The organism is Methylovulum sp. (genome assembly GCF_028687615.1).
GTDB lineage: Bacteria > Pseudomonadota > Gammaproteobacteria > Methylococcales > Methylomonadaceae > Methylovulum.
In genome coordinates this window covers 62,956-83,536 of record NZ_JAQTZU010000009.1, presented here as the reverse complement: position 1 = coordinate 83,536, position 20,581 = coordinate 62,956, and the positions used below count along the sequence as shown (strand labels likewise).

At 50.9% G+C, this 20,581-nt stretch carries 23 protein-coding genes; 2 read left to right on the top strand and 21 right to left on the bottom strand.

Annotated features, from left to right (window positions below):
* Position 1 precedes the first annotated feature (1 nt).
* The 10 genes from bioD to bioB form a co-directional block, all read right to left on the bottom strand.
* A complete protein-coding gene (gene bioD, locus PHH59_RS07360) occupies positions 2–667 on the bottom strand; it encodes a dethiobiotin synthase (protein ID WP_300013481.1) in 666 nt (221 codons plus the stop codon).
* Positions 664–1,431: a malonyl-ACP O-methyltransferase BioC gene (gene bioC / locus PHH59_RS07355; protein ID WP_300013478.1), complete on the bottom strand. Its 768-nt coding sequence runs from the start codon at positions 1,429–1,431 to the stop codon at positions 664–666. The genes bioD and bioC overlap by 4 nt, the downstream gene beginning before the upstream one ends.
* Positions 1,421–2,200: a pimeloyl-ACP methyl ester esterase BioH gene (bioH, locus tag PHH59_RS07350; RefSeq protein WP_300013475.1), complete on the bottom strand. Its 780-nt coding sequence runs from the start codon at positions 2,198–2,200 to the stop codon at positions 1,421–1,423. Before bioH ends, bioC begins: the two co-directional genes overlap by 11 nt.
* Positions 2,201–2,257: 57 nt before the next feature.
* Entirely contained in the window at positions 2,258–2,680 is a 423-nt protein-coding gene (locus tag PHH59_RS07345) for a type II toxin-antitoxin system VapC family toxin (RefSeq protein ID WP_300013472.1), read from the bottom strand.
* Entirely contained in the window at positions 2,677–2,922 is a 246-nt protein-coding gene (locus PHH59_RS07340; RefSeq protein WP_300013469.1) for an AbrB/MazE/SpoVT family DNA-binding domain-containing protein, read from the bottom strand. The genes PHH59_RS07345 and PHH59_RS07340 overlap by 4 nt, the downstream gene beginning before the upstream one ends.
* 56 nt (positions 2,923–2,978) lie before the next feature.
* Positions 2,979–4,178 (bottom strand): 8-amino-7-oxononanoate synthase, encoded by a 1,200-nt coding sequence (gene bioF, locus PHH59_RS07335; RefSeq protein WP_300013466.1) that lies wholly within the window; start codon positions 4,176–4,178, stop codon positions 2,979–2,981.
* A 342-nt stretch (positions 4,179–4,520) separates the two neighbouring features.
* Positions 4,521–5,051, bottom strand: a complete 531-nt coding sequence (locus tag PHH59_RS07330) for an HNH endonuclease (protein ID WP_300013463.1) — start codon at positions 5,049–5,051, stop codon at positions 4,521–4,523.
* Positions 5,052–5,090: 39 nt separating this feature from the next.
* The gene (locus PHH59_RS07325; protein ID WP_300013460.1) at positions 5,091–5,876 is read right to left on the bottom strand and encodes an HNH endonuclease; all 786 of its coding nucleotides are present in this window, start codon (positions 5,874–5,876) and stop codon (positions 5,091–5,093) included.
* 32 nt (positions 5,877–5,908) lie between these two features.
* A complete protein-coding gene (dcm, locus tag PHH59_RS07320) occupies positions 5,909–6,460 on the bottom strand; it encodes a DNA (cytosine-5-)-methyltransferase (RefSeq protein WP_300013458.1) in 552 nt (183 codons plus the stop codon).
* A 303-nt stretch (positions 6,461–6,763) separates the two neighbouring features.
* The gene (gene bioB / locus PHH59_RS07315) at positions 6,764–7,729 is read right to left on the bottom strand and encodes a biotin synthase BioB (RefSeq protein WP_300013455.1); all 966 of its coding nucleotides are present in this window, start codon (positions 7,727–7,729) and stop codon (positions 6,764–6,766) included.
* 61 nt (positions 7,730–7,790) lie between these two features.
* On the opposite strand from bioB, the gene PHH59_RS07310 reads away from it, so the two are divergent.
* Positions 7,791–8,498, top strand: a complete 708-nt coding sequence (locus tag PHH59_RS07310; RefSeq protein ID WP_300013452.1) for a ComF family protein — start codon at positions 7,791–7,793, stop codon at positions 8,496–8,498.
* 25 nt (positions 8,499–8,523) lie between these two features.
* On the opposite strand, the gene PHH59_RS07305 is transcribed toward PHH59_RS07310, so the two are convergent.
* Positions 8,524–9,627, bottom strand: a complete 1,104-nt coding sequence (locus PHH59_RS07305; protein WP_300013449.1) for a sigma-54 dependent transcriptional regulator — start codon at positions 9,625–9,627, stop codon at positions 8,524–8,526.
* Between the two features lie 479 nt (positions 9,628–10,106).
* The gene (locus PHH59_RS07300) at positions 10,107–11,501 is read right to left on the bottom strand and encodes an ammonium transporter (RefSeq protein ID WP_300013446.1); all 1,395 of its coding nucleotides are present in this window, start codon (positions 11,499–11,501) and stop codon (positions 10,107–10,109) included.
* Positions 11,502–12,381: 880 nt separating this feature from the next.
* On the opposite strand from PHH59_RS07300, the gene PHH59_RS07295 reads away from it, so the two are divergent.
* Positions 12,382–13,557, top strand: a complete 1,176-nt coding sequence (locus tag PHH59_RS07295; RefSeq protein ID WP_300013444.1) for a hypothetical protein — start codon at positions 12,382–12,384, stop codon at positions 13,555–13,557.
* Positions 13,558–14,038: 481 nt separating this feature from the next.
* Here the strand turns inward: PHH59_RS07295 and PHH59_RS07290 are convergent, their stop codons facing one another.
* The 9 genes from PHH59_RS07290 to PHH59_RS07250 all read right to left on the bottom strand — a co-directional run bounded on the left by PHH59_RS07290 (position 14,039) and on the right by PHH59_RS07250 (position 20,499).
* Complete coding sequence (locus tag PHH59_RS07290; RefSeq protein ID WP_300013441.1) at positions 14,039–15,115, bottom strand: PA0069 family radical SAM protein; 1,077 nt, start codon at positions 15,113–15,115, stop codon at positions 14,039–14,041.
* Positions 15,116–15,271: 156 nt separating this feature from the next.
* Positions 15,272–15,721, bottom strand: coding sequence for a hypothetical protein (locus tag PHH59_RS07285; RefSeq protein WP_300013438.1), 450 nt, complete (start codon positions 15,719–15,721; stop codon positions 15,272–15,274).
* 421 nt (positions 15,722–16,142) lie between these two features.
* Positions 16,143–16,928 (bottom strand): sterol desaturase family protein, encoded by a 786-nt coding sequence (locus PHH59_RS07280; RefSeq protein ID WP_300013435.1) that lies wholly within the window; start codon positions 16,926–16,928, stop codon positions 16,143–16,145.
* A complete protein-coding gene (locus PHH59_RS07275; protein ID WP_300013432.1) occupies positions 16,913–17,605 on the bottom strand; it encodes a TIGR04283 family arsenosugar biosynthesis glycosyltransferase in 693 nt (230 codons plus the stop codon). The genes PHH59_RS07280 and PHH59_RS07275 overlap by 16 nt, the downstream gene beginning before the upstream one ends.
* Before the next feature lie 160 nt (positions 17,606–17,765).
* Positions 17,766–17,969 carry a cold-shock protein gene (locus PHH59_RS07270; RefSeq protein WP_300013429.1) on the bottom strand — a complete coding sequence of 68 codons (204 nt, stop codon included), beginning with the start codon at positions 17,967–17,969 and terminating at the stop codon, positions 17,766–17,768.
* A 262-nt stretch (positions 17,970–18,231) separates the two neighbouring features.
* Positions 18,232–18,648, bottom strand: a complete 417-nt coding sequence (locus tag PHH59_RS07265) for a CBS domain-containing protein (RefSeq protein ID WP_300013426.1) — start codon at positions 18,646–18,648, stop codon at positions 18,232–18,234.
* Positions 18,645–18,995, bottom strand: a complete 351-nt coding sequence (locus PHH59_RS07260) for a P-II family nitrogen regulator (RefSeq protein WP_300013423.1) — start codon at positions 18,993–18,995, stop codon at positions 18,645–18,647. Before PHH59_RS07260 ends, PHH59_RS07265 begins: the two co-directional genes overlap by 4 nt.
* 2 nt (positions 18,996–18,997) lie before the next feature.
* The gene (locus tag PHH59_RS07255; protein ID WP_300013421.1) at positions 18,998–19,774 is read right to left on the bottom strand and encodes a DUF1538 domain-containing protein; all 777 of its coding nucleotides are present in this window, start codon (positions 19,772–19,774) and stop codon (positions 18,998–19,000) included.
* Complete coding sequence (locus PHH59_RS07250; protein WP_300013640.1) at positions 19,771–20,499, bottom strand: DUF1538 domain-containing protein; 729 nt, start codon at positions 20,497–20,499, stop codon at positions 19,771–19,773. Before PHH59_RS07250 ends, PHH59_RS07255 begins: the two co-directional genes overlap by 4 nt.
* Positions 20,500–20,581 lie beyond the last annotated feature (82 nt).

The following is a 20,581-nucleotide window of genomic DNA, read 5'->3' as shown; positions in this document are numbered from 1 at the left end:
ACTATCCAAGGCCATGCAATTGCCGGGCAAGCACAGAAAAATCGACTTGGTTTTGATAAGGCACCACCCCCAACAAGGGCGAAGCTAAGGCCGTAACCAAGGTGGCGATGTTTTCTTCGCGCATTGGCATGTCGGCATCATTGCAAACCGCTATCCAGCCGGCACAAGGCAAGCCGGATGCGGCAATCGCCTGATGCGTGAGTTTGGCGTGGTTGATGCAGCCCAAGCGGATGGCGACGATCAAGATAACCGGCAGCTCCAAGGCTTTTGCCAAATTGCTGATGTCCTGATGTGCGTTGATGGGCGCGTACCAGCCGCCCGCACCTTCGACTAGCACGACGTCGGCCTGGATTTTGATTTGCTTGAAGCTGTCGATAATGGTGTCTATTTTCACCGGATTGGCAACTCCGGCAAGATGCGGCGACACGGCTAGTTCGTAAGCGTAAGGGTTAATCAAATGATATGGCAACGGCAACGAAGCATGGTGTTGCAACAACAAGGCGTCGGCATTTTGCCAGCGTCCATCCTGCCACTGGCAACCCGCCGCAACCGGTTTCATCGCGGCGACGGTATGCCCGCGTTGTTGGTAATATTCCATCAGCGCGACGGTGGCCCAGGTTTTACCCGCATCGGTGTCGGTGCCGGTGATGAAATAAGCGGCATTCATCGTTTTGCTCCCATAATGATGACTTCAAACGTGGCAATGACGGGATCGCCAGGATATGCCGCCATCATGCGCTGGAGCGCGGTTTTGCCAGTCACGTGTGGATTGCGTCCGGGCAGGACATTATGTGCACCGAGCTGTTTCAGTTCCTGCATCAATGCCAAGACCGATTCATAACGGGGGCGGTAAGTCAGCCGCTGGCTGCGGATGTCGCGGAATCCGGCCTGTTTTAAAATTGCATGAAGTTGGTTTTCTTCACAAAAGTCATTGACATGCTGGTAAGCATCCACGCTTGCCCAAGCGGTTTTCAGTTCCTGCAAGGTCCCGTTGCCAAACGTCGAAAACAGGATGCGTCCGTCCGGTTTCAGCACCCGCCGGATGTCACTAAACACGGCGTCAAGGTTATAGCACCATTGCAAGGCCAGATTGGAAAATACCGCGTCTACGCTTTGCCCGGCCAGCGGCAAAGCCTCGGCATCGGCGCACAAATAGCTCACTTTGGCGTTTGCGGCTAGCTTGTCGCGGGTGGCGTGCAACATCGCCAAGGCCATATCCAACGCGATAATGGCTTGGCAAGGGGCTAAGGCCAGCAATTCGCCGGTCAAAAAACCCGTGCCGCAGCCGATGTCCAACAAGGTGCCGCTTTGTTTTGCCCAATCCACCGACTGCAACAAGGCCGCGCCGACCTCGCGTTGCAAATGCGCGGCACCGTCATAGCGGGAGGAGGCGGCGGAAAAAGCCTGTTTGACCTTACGTTTATCTATCAACTTGATTTTCCATAAAATTCTTGAGCAAGATGAGCATCTCCTCTGGATGCGACAAAAACGGCGTGTGGGCGGCGTGTTCGAGCAAACACACTTGCGCGGCAGGTTGGCAATCAGGGATATGTTGGCTGAGTGCGGCGGGCACAAGGCTGTCTTTTTTGCCCAATACGACCAACACCGGCACTGTGATTGCCGCCAAAGCAGGACGCATATCGGCAGTTTTGAGGATGTCCAAACCGCCTTGCAGTGCGGTATTGTCCGGTATGGGGCGTGATAGTACGGCGGTTTTTAAGGATTTCGCCAGTTCTTTTGCGTTGGGCAAAGTCATAACCTGGATCGCCAAAAATCGCGTCAATGTCGCCTGTGTGTCTTGTTGCAGATTGGCGGCGAAACTGTCCAGCACATCCGTCCGCATTCCCGCCCAGTCATCTTGCTGTAGGAAACACGGGTTGCCCGCCACCAAAACTAGGCGGTTGACGCGTTCAGGAAAACACCGCGCCATCTCCAGCGCCACCGCCGAACCCAACGACCAGCCCAGCCAGCAACAGGGTTCATCCGGCAAAGTTTGCGCCAGCATGTCAGAGATATTTTCCAATGTGAACGGCGTAATCAGGTCGCTATGCCCATGCCCGGGCAAATCAACCAGCGTGACTCGATGATGCGAGGCAAGTTGTTCGGCAAAATCCTGCCAGATGCCGCTGTGCATCCCCCAGCCGTGGATGAGGACGATGGGTTTGCCGGAGCCTAGGGTTTGGTGGTGGAGTTTTTGCAAGGGATTAGAATCCTTTCGTGGTTTAACTCTAGTTTTTAAAGACGCAGACATCAAGTTTCAGTCAACCTGTCCAGATAGGGGCATAATTAACTTCACGCTAGGGAAATAAGTGCTGAACCTGCCTTTATCGCGCGTCACCAAACCATAGCCAGACACGGCGGCATGGGCGCCGATGAAAAAATCGGGTAGCACGTTGCCTTTTCCCCCCTTACGCTTTTTGTAATCCAAATAGGCTTTCCCTGCAAGGAACAAGGCTTCTTTAGGAAGCGGCTTTATGGGTAAACGCAAATGCACAAACAATGCTTCGACCTCTTCAAACCGTTGGAAGCCGATGGAGCATTCGGCGTAAATAATAGGGTTGATCACCATTTTATTGTCGCCATCCAGCTTTTCCAAAGTTCCCGCACTCCATTCATGCCAATCGCTGGATTTATCGGCAAGGTCGGTGATGATGCAACTGTCAATTAGGATGACGGTCACAGTCCGCCCCGTGTCAGTGCCATGATTTCCTCGGTGGACAGGGTTAGTTTTGCGGTTTTATGGGCGGTACGGAAACGGCTTACTGGTTTATCGGTAACTTGGTTTTTTTCGATGCTTTTTTCGATATACCAGCGGCCTTGCTCATCTTGCCGGAAATTGATTTCCGTTTCAGCGGGCAATATGCCCATGCTTTCCCGAACGTTGAGTGGAATGGTCACTTGGCCTTTTGTGGTTACGCGCATGATGGCAATCCTGTTTGTGGGTAATACTTTAATGGTAATACCCGATGGCGTGAAAATCAATCATGGTCATGCCCATCAGTCCAGGGCGGACATTTTCTGCCACTGCCGATGATCAACCCAAGGGCGGCTAATAAACCATCAACCATCGACTCTTCATGCGCCGCCGATAAAGTCACCCGCAACCGTGCAGTTCCTTGTGCCACAGTCGGCGGACGGATCGCGCTGACCAAAAACCCTGCTGCCAATAAGGCATTGCTGATTGCTACGGTGCGATGGCTGTCGCCAATTACTATCGGTTGGATAGGCGAAGACGAGGGCATCAATTGCAAACCTAGTTGTTCGGCACCATCGCGGAAACGCGCCACTAAGCTATTGAGTTTCTCCCTGCGCCAATTTTCGGTTTGAATAATATGTAGGCTGGCGCGGGTGGCTTCGGCAACGGCAGGTGGTAAAGCCGTGGTATAAATATAAGTCCGCGCCGATTGGATCAAGGTTTCGACCAACACCTCAGATCCCGCGACAAACGCGCCAAAGGTGCCAAAACCTTTGCCCAATGTCCCCATCAGCACTTGCACATCGTCCTGCACCAAGCCGAATTGCTCCAATAAACCGCCGCCGTTTTCACCCAACACGCCCAAACCGTGCGCGTCATCGACCATCAGCCACGCATCGTGTTGTTTTGCCACTGCCGCCAATTCCGGCAAAGGCGCGACATCGCCATCCATGCTGAACACACCATCGGTAACGACCAATTTATTGCCCGTCGCTTGAGCTAACAATTTCGTCAAATATTGAGTGTCAGCATGGGCATAGCGTTTGAATTTTGCCCCCGATGACAAACCGCCGTCCAGCAAGGACGCATGGTTCAGGCGGTCTTCAAACACCGCATCACCGTGCCCGACCAAGGCGTTGATCACGCCGATATTCGCCATATAACCCGTGGAAAACAGCAACGCCCGCTCGCGTCCGGTAAACGCCGCTAGTTCATCTTCCAGCGCATGATGCGCCGTGCTATGCCCGCAAATCAAATGCGCCGAACCGCTGCCCACGCCGTAAGTGTCGGCGGCATTTTTAAACGCCTGTACCACCGCCGGATGGTTTGCCAGCCCCAAGTAATCGTTGCTGCAAAAATTGATGACGGTTTTGCCGTTTAATTGCAGATGGATGCCTTGCGGGGAAGCTACGATGCGGCGGGAACGGTATAAGCCTTGTTGGGTGAGCTTATTGAGATTGTGGGTTAAATGTTGAAAGGGCATGATTGGATTGGGTTTGTAGGTTGGGCTGAGGAACGAAGCCCAACCTATCGGAGTGACAAATGCTGGGTTACGCTACCGCTAACCCAACCTACGAAACTTGAAAAGTTGTCATTAACGAGCGGTCTGAAAAAGTGATAGGGAATTCTTCCAAATAAAGTTCGGTGGCTTCTTGTAGATTTGCCAAAGCCTCTTCAATGCTATCGCCTTGGCTGGTTGTGCCTGTTTCCGGGTTTAAGGCGACGTAGCCGCCTTCAGGGGCGGGGTTAAGATTGCGGAGAGTTCCATGGTTTTTCCTACAAATCGGAATTGCTTAGTTAGCGTCGCCAAATCCAACCGACTTGGTTAATATATCTCTTCAACGGAATAAAAACTGAATATATCCGTTCTCGTGATATTCATAATATGGAGAATGTCCGGCCTTTTATCAACAAGCCGTTTAAGGATGCCACGTGTCAAATCCTTTTCGGCATGATGGATTGCCCGATGGCAATATGGGCAAAGGCTGAAAATATTTTCTATAGTATCGAGTTTCTTGGGTAGCACTTTTTGTAACGCCATCGGAATTAAATGATGGGCTTCAAGATAGGGTCTTTGTGTATGACGTGAAATGAAAAGGCTGTGCGACGCACTGTATTCACATCGGTATTTTTCGATTTTAATTCTTTCCAGAGCTAGGTTCCGGTCTCTTGAAAACACATCGCGTGCTTGCAATGTATTGATTTTTATTGCGTCCAACTCTAACAACGAATCCTGATACACGTTTTCTGTTCCATCATAGACGATGATGATATTTTCATCCCGCCATTGTGCCTCTGCCATGCTGCCAATCCGGATGGCACTATTGTGTAAAAACATAAATAAAACGAATGCCATCAATAATAAATATCGTCGCTTTGAGCTAGGTGCGGTAACTCAAAGTTCGACCTTCTCAAAAATGAATTCCCTATGATAAACAAGGAATTCTGAATGGGGTATAAATTTTTCTGGCAATGAAATTGGCTTGCCGTCATAAGTCCAAATGGCTGAATAAAAAAAACCATCTGTTTTTTCTTTGTACTTTTTTGAAACGTTAACCGTCATATCCTCAGAAATCGTAATTATGCCGACATCAAATGCTTTGTCATGCAACATAGACAGACAAAGCCCATTGCTGGGATTAAGACGATTAGCCTCATCAATCCTCCAGGGAACGATATGGCTAGCCACTAACAGTTTTGAAATTGCCAACCCAGTGATGCAGCAACGATAGTCATACGCACTAAGCACAGCCCGCCTAAAAAAATTCTGACCAATTCGTGATGTTGTTTGGATTGCCTTGTTGCTCCCAGTGTAATCAATAAAATTATTTGGCTCGGAAGATTCATAAGTGTCTACGGACAACTCCATTATTCCAAAAGCATTTGTTGCTTGTTCAACTTTATTAGCGAAGCTTTCCCAGTCTGCTTGCATTTCTTCCCACATTGCCCTGTCAGAAGCCGAAGCACCTTTCAATCCTTTGCGTCCAGATGATGTTATTGCTGGATCAAGGCTAGCAATATTAGATAGTTTCATCGCTAATGCAGATGGAGTTCTGCCAATCATTTCAGCATATTTGATGATTTCAGGATTTCGAAAGTGCAGTTTTCCAAAAGGAATTTGACAATATAGATTAAAGGCAACCAACAATTGGTTGCGAGTCCAACCCGTTTTTGTAGTCATTATTTCCTTCCATTTATAGGGAAAACTATCTCTTACCTGTTATAAGGCACATCTGTTATATCGTTGATGACCGCGTAACTGAACGAATAGCCGAGTGCTTCGATAGTCTTTTTGATAATGGCAAACGTATTGCCTTTGTCATGTCGCACCAGGTTTTTGACATTTTCCAGAAAAATTACGGCAGGACGTTTTGCCGCCACAATCCTCATCACGTCAAAAAACAACGTGCCTTGGGTTTCGCAAGCAAAACCGTGGGCGGTATTTAACGATGTCCGTGCGGAAACCCCTGCCAAACTGAACGGCTGGCAAGGAAATCCTGCGCACAGCACATCATGGTCAGGTATGTCGTGTTCAGAAATAGTGGTGATGTCACCTGCGGGCAGTTCGCCAAAATTGTCGAAATAGGTGGTTTGCGAATCTTTGTTCCATTCGCTGGAGAATACACATTTTCCGCCAACAGACTGCATAGCCAGGCGAAAACCGCCTATGCCAGCAAACAGGTCAATAAACTTGAATTTACCCATTTCAGGCGCAGGAAACTCACCGTTGATTGCGGAGAAATGGTTATGTTCTATTTTATACATGTTAAAAATCACTTGAGTTATGTGATGAAAAGCATTTTTGTTGGATAACATGCTTATGTTAATTGTTTCATAAGTAATCGCTCCATAAATTTCAAAATTGGAAGTGCGATTACTTATGAAACAATTAACAACCTATTGATTGGATTTATTAATCGCCCCATAAGTTCGCGCACAGTATGATAAGGTTACTGTGCGCGAACTTATGGGGCGATTAATATTGTGCTTAACATGTTCTTTACTTTGCAAGATATTTACTGATTTCCCAATTGGTTGTTTTGTATCCATGTCCTACAGCACGATCTACTATGCAACAGCATAACTAGACCCACCCGAATGCAGCCCCAAACGGTCAAACAACGCCACATCATGGTTAGTCATCGGGTTATCCGTGGTCAGCAATTTATCGCCATAAAAAATTGAGTTTGCGCCCGCCAGGAAGCATAAAGCCTGCATTTCGTCGCCCATATCTTTGCGGCCTGCGGAGAGGCGGACGCGCGAAGTCGGCATGAGGATGCGGGCGACGGCGATGGTGCGGACGAACACTAGCGGGTCGAGTTTTTCCGTGCCCATCAGCGGCGTGCCTTCGACTTGTACCAGCATGTTGATCGGGACGCTTTCCGGGTGTTTTGGCAGGTTCGCCAATTCGATCAACAGCTTGGCGCGGTCTTGTTCGCCTTCGCCCATGCCGACGATGCCGCCGCAGCAGACGTTGATGCCGGCGTCGCGCACCCGTGCCAGCGTGTCCAAACGGTCTTTATAGGTGCGGGTGGTGATGACTTCGGAGTAGTAATCTTCCGAGGTGTCCAGATTATGGTTGTAGTAATCGAGTCCGCCTTCTTTTAGCCGTGCAGTTTGGCTGTCGGTCAACATGCCCAGCGTCACGCAAGTTTCCATGCCTAAGGCTTTGACGCCTTGCACCATTTCCACGACGCGCTCGATGTCGCGGTCTTTCGGTTGCCGCCAGGCCGCGCCCATACAAAAACGCGATGCGCCTTGGTCTTTGGCTTGTTGCGCGGCTTGCAGGACTTTATCTATCGGCATCAGGGCTTCGGGGGTCAGGCCGGAATCGTAACGCGCACTTTGCGGGCAATAGCCGCAGTCTTCTGAACACGATCCGGTTTTGATGCTGAGCAAGCTGCTGATTTGTACTTCGTTCGGGTCGAAATGTTCGCGGTGGGTGCTTTGGGCCTTAAAGATCAGGTCGTTGAAGGGGAGGGCGAACAGGGCTAGCACTTCGGCTAACTGCCAATCGTGGCGTAATACAGACATAAGGGATAACTCCGGCTATAGTTATTGCTAAGCGTAAAACCACACTTATCAACTTGTTATTATGAATTTGGTATACAACTGGCTGGATATTATACAGGATTACCTGTTGCCGCCTACCTGTCTGTTATGTGGGAATCCAGGAATGCCGCATCGTGACTTGTGCCAGCCTTGCCACCAGCAATTGCCGCGCAATACCCAATGCTGCTACCAATGTGCCGACCGTCTGCCAACGCCATCATCCGCGCCGATGTTGTGTGGCCGTTGCCTAAGCCAGCGTCCGGCGTTTGATGAAACTTATGCGCCGTTTGTTTACGGAGATTCCTTGCGTTATTTGGTCATGGGCTTGAAATTTGGCGCACAGTATAAAAACGCCCGTTTGCTGGGGCATTTGTTGGCCGGGCATCTACAAAAAACCGCCGAAAAACCGGAGTTGATCTTGCCTGTGCCGCTACACAACAGCCGCTATCGGCAACGTGGGTTTAACCAGGCGATAGAAATCGCCCGCACGGTCAGCAAAGAGATACAAGTGCCGCTGGATTTGCACACTTGCCGACGGCGGCATGACACGCCGCATCAGAGCAATCTGACGGCTAAACAGCGCAGGAAAAATATCAAAAACGCCTTTGCCGTGGTCAAGCCTATCACCGTCCGGCATGTCGCGGTACTGGATGATGTGATGACTACTGGCTCAACGGTGCATGAGCTGGCAAAGGTGTTAAAAAAGGCGGGGGTGGCTAGGGTGGATGTGTGGGTTTGTGCGCGGGCGTGATGGCTGCCGCCATTTTCTGGATAGCTCAGCCCGCCACCAGATAACCAAAGCGTTTAAGGCGATGGCGCAGGATGTTGCGGCTAATGCCCAGCAAGCGTCCAGTTTGCACCTGGTTGCTTTCGCAGTAGGCATAAGCCGTGCGTATGATGGCTTCTTCGATCATTTCAAATAAATTATCGGACGGTTGTTCGTATAAGGCGAGCAAGGCGTCTTCCAATGGTTTCAACGGTGTGGAGGCCACCACATTCGCCGGGCGGTTACGTGCGAATCCGAAATCGGGGTTTAAATGCAGGTCAGCGGCGGTCACTTTGCCATTTTTGCAAATGAGCAAGGCGTGATGGATCACATTTTGCAGTTCGCGGATGTTACCAGGCCAGGCATAGCTCATAAGGGTGCGTTCGGCATCAGCACTCAAATCGACATCGGTCAGTTTCAGCCGGTTGCTATATCGCCCCATGAAATGCCAGACCAAGGGCAGAATATCGCCGGGACGTTCGCGCAGCGGCAATAAATCCAGCGACGCGACATTCAGGCGATAATACAAGTCTTCACGAAACCGTCCTGCCTGCACGGCTTCAGCCAGATTGACATTGGTCGCCGCCACCAGCCGCACATCAATGGGGATGGGGGTTCTGGAGCCGACACGCACCACTTCTTGCTCTTGCAAGACGCGCAAGATTTTCACTTGCGTGGACATGGGCAAATCCCCGATTTCATCGAGAAACAAGGTCCCGCCATTCGCCGCTTCAAACCAACCGCTACGCGTGTTGAGGGCGCCGGTGAACGCGCCGCGCTCATGTCCAAACAATTCGCTTTCCACCAAAGATTCGGAAAATGCGCCGCAGTTTACCGCGATAAACGGGCCGGTTTGACGTTGGCTAAGTTTATGGACTTGCCGCGCCACCAATTCTTTACCCGTACCCGTTTCGCCGATAATCAGCACCGTTGCATCGCTAGGCGCAATCCGCTCGATATATTCCAGCAGGTGGATTGAGGCCGGATCGGCAAACACCAGCGCGGTTGCGCGGACGGAAGTGGCGTGGGCATCAGGATTCGGTAAGGTAATTAGCGGCTCACCGTTAAAGAGATGGCGGTGGGTGGTTTTGTTTGAATCCCTGTAATTATCCATAGACGATAACCCATGTTATGAAACCATCATGAGTGCAAAAACAAAGTTGCCATAGTCTATCCATCCCTGTGGATGAGCTATAGTTCCAATTCGGTCTTTGCGTAGGCAGGTACTCTAACAGCCTATGGGGCTAATTGAAAAATGACAAATTGTCATGTTGTTATCTAATTTTGACATATACATGGCATCATGCAGGAAAATGCGAGATATTGCTTTGATTTTGCCGACAAATAGCGGTTTGATGGACCATCTGGAAAGTTGGCCATGAAAGCTTAATGGCAAACGATAAGTAGGTGTGCAAAAGTGTTTTTACATTTGATTTTTACAGGATTAACCCCCGCTATTTTTACCGCAACATTGAGGAAGCATCGTCATTCCGGCAATCCCTGCCGGAATGACGGCATTCTCTTAAAATGTTAAAAATAAAGGTGTGCAAAATATCCATTTTAAAGCAGCTAAATCGATGGATTAGATACGCGTCAATCGTGATAAGCGGTTTCGCCATGCTCGCAAATATCCAAGCCTTCGCGTTCAGCATCCTCGTCCACACGCAAGCCGACGACTTTGTCAACGAGTTTATACGCAACGTAAGATACACTGCCTGACCAAATCAAAGTCACTATCACGCCCCAAAGTTGGCTTTGCAACTGCGTAAAGATGCTGTATTCGCCAAAACCATTTGCCACATAATCGTAGACGCCGGTGCCACCTAAGGCAGGTGAGGCGACGAACGCGGTGCCCAGCGAACCGAGCATGCCGCTGATGCCATGTACGCCGAAGACGTCCAGGGAATCGTCGTAGCCCATCGCGTTTTTCAACATCGTCACGGCCCAAAAACACACGGCTCCAGCCAATAATCCCAGGACGATTGCACCCATTGGCCCGGACCAACCACACGCCGGGGTAATTGCGACGAGTCCTGCCACCGCGCCGGAAGCCGCGCCCAACATACTGGGTGTGCCGCGCATGTACCATTCCGCAAACATCCAGGCCAGGGCCGCAGAGGCCGTCGCCAGCAACGTGTTGGCAAACACCAGTCCAGCCGCACCGTTCGCCTCCAGATTGGAGCCGACATTGAAACCGAACCAACCGACCCATAACAAGGCCGAGCCGATCATCGTCATCGGTACATTATGCGGGGCCATTGAATCCCGTCCAAACCCCAGCCGTTTACCTACCAGCAAACACCCCACCAAACCAGAAATCCCGGCATTGATATGCACTACCGTACCACCGGCAAAATCCAGCGCGCCTTTTTGGAAAATAAGCCCCGCCGTATCGGTTGCCGCTGCCGCCGCCGCCGCGTCGGTATAGGCGTCGGGCCCTGCCCAGTACCAGACCATGTGGGCGATAGGCAGATACGAAAAGGTAAACCACAAAAACATAAACATCAGCACGGCGGAAAATTTGATCCTTTCCGCGAACGCACCCACAATTAAAGCGGGGGTGATGGCGGCGAAAGTCAATTGGAACATCGCATAAATATATTCCGGGATATACACGCCCTTGCTGAACGTCGCCACCACCGAGTCGGGGTTCACGCCCCTAAGAAAAACCTTATCGAAGCCGCCGAAAAACAGGTTGCCTTCGGTAAACGCGATGCTGTAACCATATAAAGCCCACAATACAGCCACCATGCAGAAAATCATAAATACCTGCATTAAAATGGAAAGCATATTTTTTGCCCGCACCATACCGGCGTAAAACAAGGCCAAGCCCGGGATTGTCATCAGAATGACCAGGACAGTGGCGACAATCATCCAACTGGTATCGCCCTTATTCGGGATAGGCAGGGCAACGGCTTCCTGTGCCAATAATGTCCCCGAATAGAGCAACGGTGCTAATAATGCGAAAGGCTTTAATGGTATTGCCATGTGGTTTCTCCTAACTTCAGTTATCTCTCAAGGCGTTTGGGCTTTGGAGGTGGTCATATCGGAACAAGGGGGATTTAGAACGTGTTTTAAAAGCTGCTACACGGTTCGATTGCTGCGTTGCGCGGTGCTCGAAATCCTCATGTACTCCAGTACACTCCGGTTTCTCCGCTCCGTGCGCCTCGGCACACCGCTACGCTGCTCTGTCCATAGACCCCCTTGAGGGGCGTTGCCCTACCTCTGTCCATAGACCACCCTTGTGGTGGCATCCCGGCAGTCGTTGCGCTCGAACCGCTCGCGACGCTTTTAAAACACGTTCTTAGGGCGATTCCACCTTGCTATCGGGATAGAACCAGCAGGAATCGCGCCAATATCCTTTCAATCTGGATTAGCAAGCGGCGACAGCATGGGGCGGTATCGGCTTGCACCAAGTTTAAACAAGCAATGAGCTGTTTGCGCGTTTTTAGTGCAGTATCTTTTATCCGTGATCTACGCGTTTTAATTCGTGTTTCAATTTAAAGGCTTCGTCGCTTGGCTTGCAACGTAGTTCTTGTGGCTATCAAGATGCCTTCGGTTTTGAAATATCGATGGGGCTTGAGGATAAGGCCGCGTCCCACAATCACTAGATGCTAGCTTGTAGGGATTACTTTTGTTATTTCAATCCTTAATCACTTGTTGCCTAACTGAATATTCATGTCGTCTCTGCTTGGTTGACGGTGAGGGTCTGCTTGGAAGATCCGCTTAAATGTTACGATAAATGCCCGGCAAGCGACCGTTAGTCAAAGCCTGTTTGCCTTACCTATCCATTGTTAGTTTGGCACAATCAATGCTTGGTCACTGGAGTTACCTACATCAACCTACTCACAAAGTGAGATAATTCATTATGCCCCAAGCAATAGAAGGCACTTTCAATCCCGCTTTCCATTTTCTGGGATTGATCCAAAAAGCGATGTCTGATGGAATCACACGCCATTGTGTCCATGCAGGCTCCCCGGAAGTTTATCTTGTTCCTGCGGAACAGATCTATTACACCGCCCATCCTGACATCAAGGCCCTGGAAGCTTTATGCCTTGCTGCGCCGTTTGATTTCAGCGTGGAGTTGGCACCTGATTGGCGGCCCGACAAAGACCAAGAAGTGCGGGCTGCACGGATGGTGATACATCGAAAGGTTCCGGCAGAAGGCACCGAAATGCTAGGGCGTCCCCTCCAAGAACTGCTCTGGTACGCCGCCCTTTGTGGTTCGGGAGGACAATTGCTGCAAGGCTGCTATGCCGATACGCAGGTAAGCTTGACGTCTTGTCCCGATTTTTCCCATTTGGTCCACAGGGAGTTCGATCCGGTGTTGGCGGCGTCCCTGCTCGAAAAAAGCGCGGCGTTGACCACCGTATCAGAAACCACCGGAATTCCCCTGGCGCAGGTCTTCGAATTTTACAATGCCTGTGCCGCACTCGGTTTGATCATGGTCGAACCTGAAAATGTATTCGATCCTGCCAATTACCTGCTTGGCCTGCTCCAAAAGGCGGATGCCGACCGGCAAATACGGCGTTGCGAACTGACGGGCCATGCTGCCATTTATCTTGTCCCTGATGAAGGAAGATATTACACCGAAGCAGATCCAGCCGAGCTTGCCAAACTCTGCGCGGCACAATTGTCGGAGCTAGAAGTGAGTATCGTGGACAACAATAGTGGCGAAGAAGAAATCGTACAAGTCGGGCGGACAAGGATACGCCGCAAAAAAGAACCGTCCTTACCCAAACTGCCCGGACATCCGCTTTCCGAATTGATGTTCCATGCGGCCTTGTATGCCTCGCAAGGACGCCTGCTTTCCGGCTACAACCTGAATGAAGCCGTCCGTCTCAAGAGCTGGCCGGACAAAGCCCTGCTCAAGGAGGCCGCGTCCATCAAGGAAGAGAGATATTTCTTTCCGTTAGCCGCGTTCATGAGCACCAAGGCGGCTTGCCTCACCGATATTGCCGAAGCGACCCAACTGCCTTTGGAGCGGGTGATTGATTTCCACAACGCCTGTGCCGTTGCGGATTTACTGGAGCACCCCTCTTGAAGTGAAAAATAGGCTCTATATGGATTTTGGGGTCTTTATTATTTGTAATAACTGATGTTACGCACGACTTCCTTTTGTCCACGACCCGTAGAGCGCGAAGCGAAAAAGCACGAAAGGATCCTGAGCATTTATTTGGCTTGGATTGGTCGGGGCGGGACGGTGGGGTCAAAATCCCGTCCTTAATCGTTACGGGCTTGCGTTAGAAAGCGAAAAAGGCTAGGGGAGCATTTCAAGTTGCCGCTTATTTGCTCACGAAGGCGTCAGTGAGTTTTTTCGTGCCTTTCGTGGACAATGCGTAATATCAGTTAATAAATAAGCGACTATAAATACCCCCGTCATTCCGGCCGACCCTCGCTACGCTCTCCCTGCCGGAATGACGACCAATAAAACTTGTGTAGATACTTATGCCTTACGTCGGCACATCCTAATAAATCGTCGCCTGGCGACACCAAAAGCCATCACGGCAAAAACTGATCGGTCATCAAACAAAAAAATCAAAACTCATCTGCCCGCTTTCATCGGGTTTGCGGAACAAATCGGTACGCAAGGCGGGTAAGCCTTGATCCAATTGCAAGCGTTTGCTGATCAAACGGAAACGTTGGGCGAGCAAATCGGCGTAACTGCCGGTACCAGTCATGCGCTGGGGAAATGCCGGATCGTAGGTTTTGCCGCCGCGACAGTCGCAGACCAGGTTCATCACATGCCCGGCTTTCAAGGGGTAATTCTCACGCAGCCATTCCTCAAACAAATCCGCCACTTCCAAGGGTAAACGCAGCAAAATGTACTCGGCACTCATTGCTCCTGCCACATGGGCTGCTTTGACGATGTTTTCCAGCTCGTGGTCGTTTAAGGCGGGGATTACGGGCGCAACCATCACGCCTGCCGGAATGCCCGCTGCCCTTAATTTTGCCAAAGCTTCCAAGCGCCGTTGCGGTGCGGCGGCGCGTGGCTCTAAATTCCGCGCCAATTTGCGGTCTAGCGTCGTGACTGACAGAAACACCGATACCAAGCCAAGTTCCGCCATTTCCGACAGCAGGTCAATATCGCGCTCGACCAATGCCGATTTGGTGACGATGCTCACCGGATGCCGCACATCCGCCAACACTTCCAAAATCTGCCGCATGATTTTGTACTGGCGTTCCAAGGGTTGGTAAGGGTCGGTGTTCGTCCCCAAGGCCAAGGGCGCACAACGGTAATTGCGCTTGCCCAGTTCTTCGCGCAACACCCGCGCGGCATCGGGCTTGATCAGGATGCGGCTTTCAAAATCCAGGCCGGGGGATAGGCCCAAATAGGCATGGGAAGGCCGTGCGTAGCAATAAATGCAGCCGTGTTCACAGCCCCGGTAGGGGTTGATGGATCGGTCGAACGGCAAATCCGGCGAATCATTGTAGTTGATCACCGACTTGCTGCTGTCGATGAGGGTTTCGGTTTTCAGCGGCGGCAACTCGGCATCCAAGCTGCCCCAGCCGTCGTCGTCCGCCACGCTGTCTTGCTTTTCGTAACGTCCGGCGGTGTTGCTGATGCTGGCACGGCCTTTGTAGATTAAGGGGTTGGGCATGTGTTGAAGTGTGGGGGATTTAGAATAATCCGGAAATTGTAGATAAGCCGACGATGAAATAGATTTTCAGATCCCCTCGAAACAAAAAGCGCATCGTTGGGGTTTCCTTACCCCAACGATGCGCTTTTGAATAGCAAGACGATTGTTTATAACAAATCAACGCAACAAATCAATAACGCCTTGGGTGGTTTCTTCTTGGACTTTAGCTTTGACGGCTTCTTTAGCATTGTTTTTTAGTGCGTCCGGTGTCCTTGTCACCGCATTTTTTAAGGTATTGGCTTGATCCAACGTTTGTTTGGCGGCTTCGATATTTTTAACCGCATCGGGTGCAACGGCGGTGGCGGAGTCGGTGATTTTTTGTTGGACGGCTTCTTTGGCGCGTTCTTGTGCTTGTTGTTTTAAGGCTTCAGGGGATGCGTTTTTTAATTCGTTGGCCTGTTCTACCGCTTGGCTAACCGCTTCGGCATTTTTTACTGCTTCAGGCGCGGCTGTGGTAGCCACATCTTTCGCAACTTGTTTGGCTACGCCTTCGAGCAGGCCAAAATCCGCCAATGCGGCATTGGATGCGATGAACAGCGTGGCCAATAAAACGGTTTTGTTTCTCATGATTTATTCCTCGTCGAGTGGTGGATTGAAAGTCCAGAATACTATAACGAACATTAACCCACCATAAATAATTCCATATCATATTCCAGCCCGGCAGGATTTCCCAGGTAATATCCAGCTCCGGCCCACGACTGCGGATGACGCGCGTGACGACCGAAAAACGGGGGTGGTTGATCTTATCGGGGTCGGCCGTGGCAACGTTAGTCTTGGTCAAATCGTAATAAGCCAGCGTGGCCCCGCAAGCGTCCGCCGAAAAACTCGGTTTTGATGCCGCCTTCATTCGGCGCCGATGGGGGGAGAAGGCTTGCCGGGAAAAAACGGTGCCGGTGTTGGCTCCGAAACTTTCCACATAGTTGGCGTACAGGCTTAGCTTAGATAAGTTGCGTATTGAATCCAATGGCAAGTATCTTTGCCAGCTTTCTTAGCGCAATGCTTTAAAAGGCAATTGTAATAAGCGTACAAAACTTAATTCTGTCGCTAGGCGGAGTGCGGGCAAGCCGATGGGCATCGTGGTTTGAGCTTGTTGCGGTTCTGGTCGATAAGTTTTAAACAGCTTATCCCAGAAAACGACGGAGAATCCGTAGTTGCTATTGGTTTCTTCGGGCAAGGTGGAATGGTGGATACGGTGCAGATCCGGCGTGATGAGTAGCCAGCGCAAGGCTTGCTCCAATTGGGTGGGGATATGGATATTGCTGTGGTTAAACGTCGCCGCGCCGTTCAGGATAATTTCGAACACCACCACCGCCAGCGGATTTGCGCCGATTAAAATGATGCACAGGGTTTTATAAACCATCGACAAGAGTATTTCCAGTGGATGGAAACGCACGGCGGTGGTGGCGTCAATCGCCAAATCGCTATGATGCACTTGATGCAAACGCCAGATTATCGGGAGGTGGTGGCTGGCGACATGTTGCCAGTAAATGGCTAAATCCAGCCAGAATAAGGTCACGAGCATTGACAGTGCAGGTGCCGCATCCAGCCAATTCAACAACCCCACGCCTAGTGTTTGGGCGTAATCCGCCGCCAGATACGCCATGCCGCCGATAGATACCCGCATCAGCAGCATATTGACGGCGGCAAGGCCAAGATTGATGGGCCAGCGTTGCTGGCGGTCAATATGGGCTTTACGTCGGGGGATTAGCGTTTCCAAGCCTATCATCAGGGCGAAAATGCCCGCCGCCATTGTTAATCTTAGCCACGTTTCCATAATCGCCCCTTGGCATAGATTGCCGCCAGTTTGTCAGGATGGACACCGCAAGCAAAGCAGCCGCGCAGCCACCACATCAATAAAATGGTTTGAAAAACGCCGTGTTGTTGCCAGCGGCGGCCTGAGCTGGTCACTTTGGCTTTTAGGCACACGGGCTTGCTGATTTTGTTTAGGGCTTTGCTTAGGGCGATGTCTTCCATCAGGGCAATTTCAGGATAAGCACCGGCGGCGGTAAAGGCCGTGCGGGTGACAAATAGCACTTGGTCGCCTGTCGCAATACCGGTCAGACGCGAACGCCAATTCATCATAAACGCGATGATTTTCAACATGAAATGCTGTCCACTGAGTTGTACGTCAAAACGTCCCCAGTGGTGGGCATCGTCCAGATGTGCGGTGATTTGTTCTAGTGCGTGTCCGGGCAGGTAAGTGTCGGCATGGAGAAAAACCAGCACGTCACCTATTGCTTTTTCTGCGCCGAAGTTCATTTGACTGGCGCGTCCTGGTTTTGAAACCAATACCTTATCGACCCAAGCTGCCGCCAATTTGACGGTATCATCGACACTGCCGCCATCGGCTACAATCAGCTCACATGCAGGACGCAATGCTTGCAATGCCAGCAGGCAGGCTTCAATACCGGCGGACTCGTTTAGCGTAGGGATGATGATGGAGAAGTGCATGGGCTGGCCTTTTGTCCAAGCGTGTTAAAACGTAAGCCATATTATGAAATGGCATAAAACGGCTTCCAACGCCAAAAAGTTATCCCCATAAAAAAAGCTTTTGTGAATGCCACAAAAGCTTTTTAACACAGTTTATTAACAACCAATAAAGCTGATATGGTTATTTTGTGCTTACATTGGTTGCAGTCAAACCTTTAGGGCCTGATTCGACATCGAAAGTGACTTTTTGACCTTCGGTCAACGTCTTAAAGCCTTCGCCTTGGATCACGGAATGATGCACGAACACATCTTCGCCGCCTTCGGTGGGTGCGATAAAACCAAAACCTTTAGTGTTGTTAAACCACTTTACAGTACCTGTTGCCATTGGAAAACTCCTGAAATTAAAACTTACGGTAAAACAGAACTACAACATTGATGACCGGATAAGCATTAAAAGGGACTTCCACTGGCTCAACATCTTGACTCTGTGGGTGCGGATTGTACTGATATTTTTTATTCGATGCTATTTCTCAACACAAATGCCTGAAAAATTGTGATGCAGGTTTTTCAGGTTTTACCGATCTGATAAGCCTAAATGTAACTGTTCCATGTTTAAACGGGTTTAAACGGGCTTAAAATAAAAGCTTTCAAGGCTTTTCAGACAATAAATACAAACCGTCCAACACCAAAGAATTGGGGCTGACCATGCCGATGACTTCGCGGTTGGCGATGACGGGTGCGCGGACCAAATTATAATCGGCGAACAAGCGCGAGCAATAACGGATGTCCATCTCAGGATGCACGGATATGACCGGTTTGCTCATGATTTCATAGACATTGACACGTTCCGGTGCGCGGTCTTTTGCCAACACATGGCGGGCTATATCGCCGGAATTGATGATGCCGTATTCGTCATCTTCATGGCGTTTGTTGACAATCAGCACCGAGGTTTTTTGCGACTTCATGATATGCAAGGCTTCGGCGACGGTGGCGATGCCGTCTATCCTGCCAAAATCGGTTTTCATGACATCCTTGACACGGATGACTTGCGGTTTTTCAATCATAATTTGTCCTCAATTTCATGGCTTAATATTTCCATCTGGCGGGTCACGCCGATAGCGTCTTCGACATCGATTTGAAAAGCGATGCCGGTTCCGGGTTTGTTGTCAAAGTCCGCGACGCTGGCGATTTTCTCCAAAATATGGCGGCTCAGATGTTCTTCGACCAGCATCAGCAGCACATCGCGTTGGGTTTCCAACGTTAGGCCAAAAAACGTCCTCGACTGTTTCAGGCCCTCGCCACGGGCATTGTTGATCACGGTCGCGCCTTTCGCGCCGTTTTCCCGCGCGGTTGCCAAGACTAGGTCGGTTTTATCGTCTTCGACAAAAGCGATAATCAATTTAAAGTGCATAATTAAACCTCATGTGTGGATTTGCGTTTGCTGAGCCAGTGCGCTAACTGGACGTAGGCCAGTACGGCAATGATGGGGAACAAGCTGGCGAAGGCGATCAGGCCGAAACCGTCCAGCACCGGGTTGCGGCCTGGCACGGCGGCGGCCAGCCCTAGCCCCAAGGCGGCGACTAGCGGCACGGTGACGGTGGACGTGGTCACGCCGCCCATATCGTAAGCCAAAGCCAGGATGACTTTCGGGGCGAATAGGGTTTGCAGTGCCACCACGCCATAGCCGGCGACAATGTAAAAGTATAAATCCGCACCAGTGACGATACGGAACGTGCCCAAAGCCAGCCCGAAAGCCACGCCCAAGGCCACGGCAATGCGCAGCCCCCACGCGCGTATTGTGCCGCCGGACACGTTTTCGACTTTTTTGGCAACCGCCAGCAAGGTCGGTTCCGCCAACGCGGTGGTCAGGCCCAGGCTGGCGGCAAAGACATAGACCCAACCGTAAGCCAGCCAAGTGCGCGGGGCGGTGGCGGGGATGCCGAGAAACTCCGGCGCGGTCAATTGGCTCGCCATCAGCGTGCCTAGCGGGAACAGGGCCATGTTCAGGCCTTCGAGGAAAAATGCGATGCCGACCAACACCAAGACAAAGCCGGCGGCAATCTTACGCGGGTTCGCCAACGGCTTGCGGATCACCAAAAATTGAAAAACAAGGATAATTGCCGCTATCGGTAAAATATCGCGGCAGGTTTGCAGCAAGACTTCGGCAAAATGCACTAACCAGACGATCATCGTACTATCCCGTAAACCATGACAAATAACATCGCCATCAAAGCAGCCAAGGCGATCATGCCAAAACCGTCGCTCATCGGGTTGCGGCCTTTGATCGCCGTTGCCAGACCTACGCCCAAGGCGGTGACCAGCGGTACGGTGATGGTGGTGGTCGCCACGCCGCCCGAATCATAAGCGATGCCGATAATTTCCTTCGGCGCGAACGGGGTGATGGCCGCCACGGCAACATAACCGCCGATAATCGGATAATAAATCGGCCAGCCACGGATAATCCGCAACACGCCAATCAAAATCGCCACGCCGACCGCCAAGGCGATGGTCAGGCGCAAACCCAACGCATAATCGCTTTTGGCAAGTTCGGAATCGGCGATGATATGGCCCTGGCTGGCAATCCGCGCCGCTTCCTTGCTGATGGCAATCAAGGATGGTTCAGCCACCGCCGAACCAAAGCCTAAACAAAACGCGAACGCCAGCAACCAAACCACGCTGCCTTTGCGGGCAAACGCGTAGGCCAAGGATTCGCCCAAGGGGAACAGGCTTTGCTCCAGCCCTTGGACAAATAAAGCCAAACCTAGAATGACGAACAGCGTCCCCATGAGCAAATGTGCAACATCAGGAATCGGCTGGCGGATGACGGCTATTTGAAAAAACAACACAACGGAAAGGATAGGCAACAAATCCAGAAAGCTGTTGAGCAGTTGTTTGATGAAGCGGTTTTTTAACATAGCCCTGCCGATAGGAGGTGAAGTCTGGATGGTATCGCTTTGTGGGGCAAGCAGTAACACAACGACTGGTATACCGATGATT